General features: G+C 36.3%; 3 protein-coding genes. All 3 read right to left on the bottom strand.

What is annotated here, in order from left to right; genetic code table 11:
* Positions 1-248: 248 nt before the first annotated feature.
* Positions 249-1,154 carry a LysR family transcriptional regulator gene (locus tag QZR70_RS08495; protein WP_295794493.1) on the bottom strand — a complete coding sequence of 302 codons (906 nt, stop codon included), beginning with the start codon at positions 1,152-1,154 and terminating at the stop codon, positions 249-251.
* A 141-nt stretch (positions 1,155-1,295) separates the two neighbouring features.
* Complete coding sequence (locus tag QZR70_RS08500; protein ID WP_156719431.1) at positions 1,296-2,924, bottom strand: phosphoenolpyruvate carboxykinase (ATP); 1,629 nt, start codon at positions 2,922-2,924, stop codon at positions 1,296-1,298.
* Positions 2,925-3,318: 394 nt separating this feature from the next.
* Positions 3,319-4,353, bottom strand: a 1,035-nt coding sequence (locus tag QZR70_RS08505; protein ID WP_295794495.1) for a PAS domain-containing protein, incomplete at its 5' end; no start/stop codon positions are given.

The following is a 4,353-nucleotide window of genomic DNA, read 5'->3' on the forward strand; positions in this document are numbered from 1 at the left end:
TTCTGAAAGGACATTTGTCAATTAAATTTTGAGAAATTTTTGACTCATTTATGCCTACAAACTATTGTATTAACTATATTCATCAAATTCGATAACTTCAGATTTCTTTCATAAAACAAAAGAGATTAATTCCTAAAAATTATAGGAATTAATCTCTTTTATTTATATGACACATTATGTATATATTTATGTATCCAAATTATTATTCGATAATAGTATTAAATGCGCCAATATTCTATCTGTATAATTTATAAGAATTGTTGCATAATTTGAGCCACTTCAGGCAAATGGAATCGCTTTGCTCTATCTGATCTCGCTACAAGAACTAATTGACGGAAACATAGTTTTGATGCTAAAGGATAGAATTTAACTTTATCATCATCACCTTTGCTATTGAGTGTACTCGGCAAGAAAGTAATACCATAATCATCTTCTACTAAAGAACGGCAGGTATCTAAGTTTTCAGAACCAATAACAGCTTTTGGCACAAAGGATTCAGCCTGACATAGACGATTTACCAAGGTTCGCAACTTAAGGCCTTCTCTTATGAGAATAAAAGGGAAAGACCCAAATGGTGCTATCTCATGTATTCCATCCGGTGTCATGAGCGAGTCAGCAATAGCTATAGCTTTTTTATTCTCTACACTAACAGCTAATAAAATTTGCTCATCTAACACAGGATAACTTTCAAGAGCTTGAGAGTAGATTGGTGTTGGAAATAGACCTACATCAACCAATCCATCACAAATTTGTTGCTCCAAAAAATGGGACTCCCCTTCTACTACATGAAATTCCCAGGATGGCTCAATTTGTTGAAAGCTCTTCAATGTTTTTCCCAACATATGGTGACCATAGAATTGAGATAATCCAATACGCACATGATAAGCCGCATCAGACCCTTGATTAATGATCGACTGCGTTAAAGCCTCTACCTTTCCTACTAAAGGCATACCCTCTTTAGCAATTTGTAAGGCTGCAGCGGTGGGTACAACCTTTGTCCGATCTCGAGCAAATAAAGGCACCCCTAATTCAGCCTCAATGCGACGAATACTTTGACTCAATGCAGGTTGAGAGATATATAATTTTTTAGACGCCTTTGAAAATGATGCCATCTCAACGATGGTACTTATATATTTAATATCCTTTATATCCATAAAAACACCTTATAACAAAACATTATTGATTTATCATAAGTATATATTACCACAAAAGAAAGAGCCCTCCATAAGGAGGGCCTTTTATTTGAGCAGTTAGATAGTCTCAATATTATATTTAGGATTTAATAAATTTTGAGACTACATTAGAGTTTTCAATACATCCAATACTTCTCGGGGCAATTCGTTTTTATGACCAATAAGTTTTTCTACATAGTCATAGCGGAACTCGAACGCTTTGTGTAATTGGTGATGGTATTCACGCACTTGGAATGGTGGTTCAAAACCAGGAACCTCAACATAAGAGAGGTTTTCATATTTATAGAATGGTTTGAAGTCTAATGTGCCTTCTACCAAACGTTCTAACAAATCAAGAGTTACCTCTTTTGGAATTTTCTCTTCCAAGAAGAAACCTGTGTTCATGATGTAACATTGGACGCCACATTCAGAGAACAATTTTTTATAGCTTTCATAGTCACGAACCAATGGATATGTACGGAATGGATTTGCATATGGTTCGATAACAAGTGCATTTGGATCAACGTGAGCATCCAGCTTTTCAGCAGTAGAACGACGTGTCGCCAGTGTTGCGCCCATTGTAGATGCCAAAACAGGGTCATTAATTTTAAGGATTGGTGGCAACGTTTTATCCTTCATAAGCCATACAATGGCATTAACTGGTTGATCTACGTAGTTTACACGATTATCTGTCCAGAATTGAGATTTAATAGCGCGACCATTATTATTACGCACATCTTCTGCCAACACAACCTTATGGCCATCCTCATCCATAGTTACGCCAACATTTTGCAGAGTCAACAAGAATTCATTAGCAGGATGTTCCACAGGATAGTCTTGCATTTTGTCAAAATATGTAGGTTCAAGAGCAATAGAACTCAAGTCATTAGTATTGATGATATACGCATCGTCATGCAAGATAGAAATATCATAACGACCATCATGCTTTTCATGAGTTAATGTGGATTTACCAGAACCGGACAAGCCAAATACACCGATTGTATAGCTTTTACCATTGTCAAGATTGTAACGTTTCATACCACCGTGGCATGCTACATAGTCGAAACGGTTCGCCAAGGACCACGCCAATGTAAGGGTACCTTTTTTATGTTCACCGAAGTAGCGCATACCAAGAATCATAGCGCAGTTATGAGCTGGGTCAAAAATAGCAAGCCCACCTGGATGGCCTGGTACCACATAGTCAGGATCAGAATAGATATAAATGTCGCCTTCTGGAATTTCTACGCTATCATTGTAGAATTCTTTTACAGCTGCATCAAAGAACTTAAAGTTCATGATCCAAGAATACAAAATAGATGCGTGATCTTTTGGAATCATCAAATGCGCACGAGCAGTAAATTTTTTATCAAGACCTACGATAGTATCAGCAGAAATCCATTCTTTACCACGGCTATCATAGACTGCATCACGTGCAATATTAGCGAGTTCCACTTCGTCAATGCCTTCATCGCCAATAATACGACGAGCTTTTGCATAACGACCTGTAGTTTTACCATCATTTGTAACAAGTACCTTTGCATCAGCTGGCAAACCTTGCTCGCATGGTTTATATACAGGCATATCGAGGACGATAACGCCAGGTTCTTCAGTGGCAAATTGGTACGCTTGTGCCACAGATGTAATAGGCGTTACATTGTTTCCATAAAATGCAGTTTCAATAGTACTGCGCATCTTAGAAAATAATGGGTTTGTTTTAATTTCACTTTGCTTCCAAACGCGTCTTGTCGACATAGTATCCAGATCCTCACCTTTAATATATACGTAATTTCTCTTGTAAAAGTAGTTTAAGATAAGAAAATACTGCATCCGCAAATACTTTCATTATGTTTTATTGTACCCTTTTCAGACAAATTTGTATACACAAAAGAGATGAATTATAAGAAATTAATGCATGCTTATTTTAAATTAGTGCAACACATTTTACATAAAATATTTTAATAACTCTATCTGTTTTATTGAATTTATTCTAATAATGATTAATATAAAAGAGCTAACTGAATATACATCAACTAATAAAAAAATAAAATGAGGCTAGGTCATATGACCTAGCCTTTTATTCTAGAAAAACAAATATTTATCTTCTAAATTCAAGTTCCAAATATATCCTCTATATCTATTTTCTAGTTTACTTTTTATTTCTATTAATAAATCCATCAATTTTACCGACTAAATCATCTACATTAAAATCACCGCGCTCTGCAATCATCTTAATAGTAGCTACCTTTGCCATCACTTTTACCATCGGCGTTTTCAACTTCTCAAACTTAGGGTTCAAAGAAATTAAATAATCTACCACTTCAGGACTTTGTTTGATTAAGTTAGATAGCGTAGTCTTCGCATCGATATGGAAACGACCGTCAGCATCAGTAGTGAGTGGTTCTTCATCTACTTCTTCTGCAGCCTCTTGAGCTAGGGATTTATCATTACCATTACTATTATCTGTATTTCCTACAAAATCAGTCTTATCCCAAGTCAACAATGTGCGAGATCCTTCAAGTTCACGAATATGAGTGCAATCTTGCATCATTTCTAAGACACCGAGGAATTTACCATTTTCATCACGTACTGCTGTATAGATAACATAGATAAACAATCCCGGTTTATTGATCCAGAATTCAGCTTGGCTTTGCTCACCAGAACGGAATTTCTCTACAATTTCTTCTACAACATGAACAGACTTAGCAGGATGACAATTCTTCACTTCACGACCAATAACATTGGCACTGCGAGGGAAAATGCGATGTGGCGTATCGCTATAGAACTTAACAAGTTCGTTTTCATCTACATAGGATAAATCTACTGGAAGATGACGGAACAGCAAATTGATTTGCTCTAAGGTTAATTTACCTGTCGCCACATCGAGGACTGTATCCTTGCCAACTTGTGCTCCACCTACAGGACCTACATACTTAGATAACAAGCCTGCCAAATCATTTAGAAACTCATTAGATACTGCACTATTTTGACCAGCAGCATTTCCATTTAATGAGGCTGCGGAATCGTTAATACCGGGCACGACATATAAACCTGGTGCGTTAATAATAGCATAGCCGATTTCATGGTCATTTTTGCTCATGCGCACAAACTCTTCATCGCTTAATAATTTAAAGGATGTTGGCAATAAAACCTCTAACTCCTTAGAGTTCAAATCACGTAACTT

It is taken from the genome of uncultured Veillonella sp. (assembly GCF_900545205.1).
In the GTDB taxonomy this organism is placed as follows: Bacteria; Bacillota; Negativicutes; order Veillonellales; family Veillonellaceae; genus Veillonella.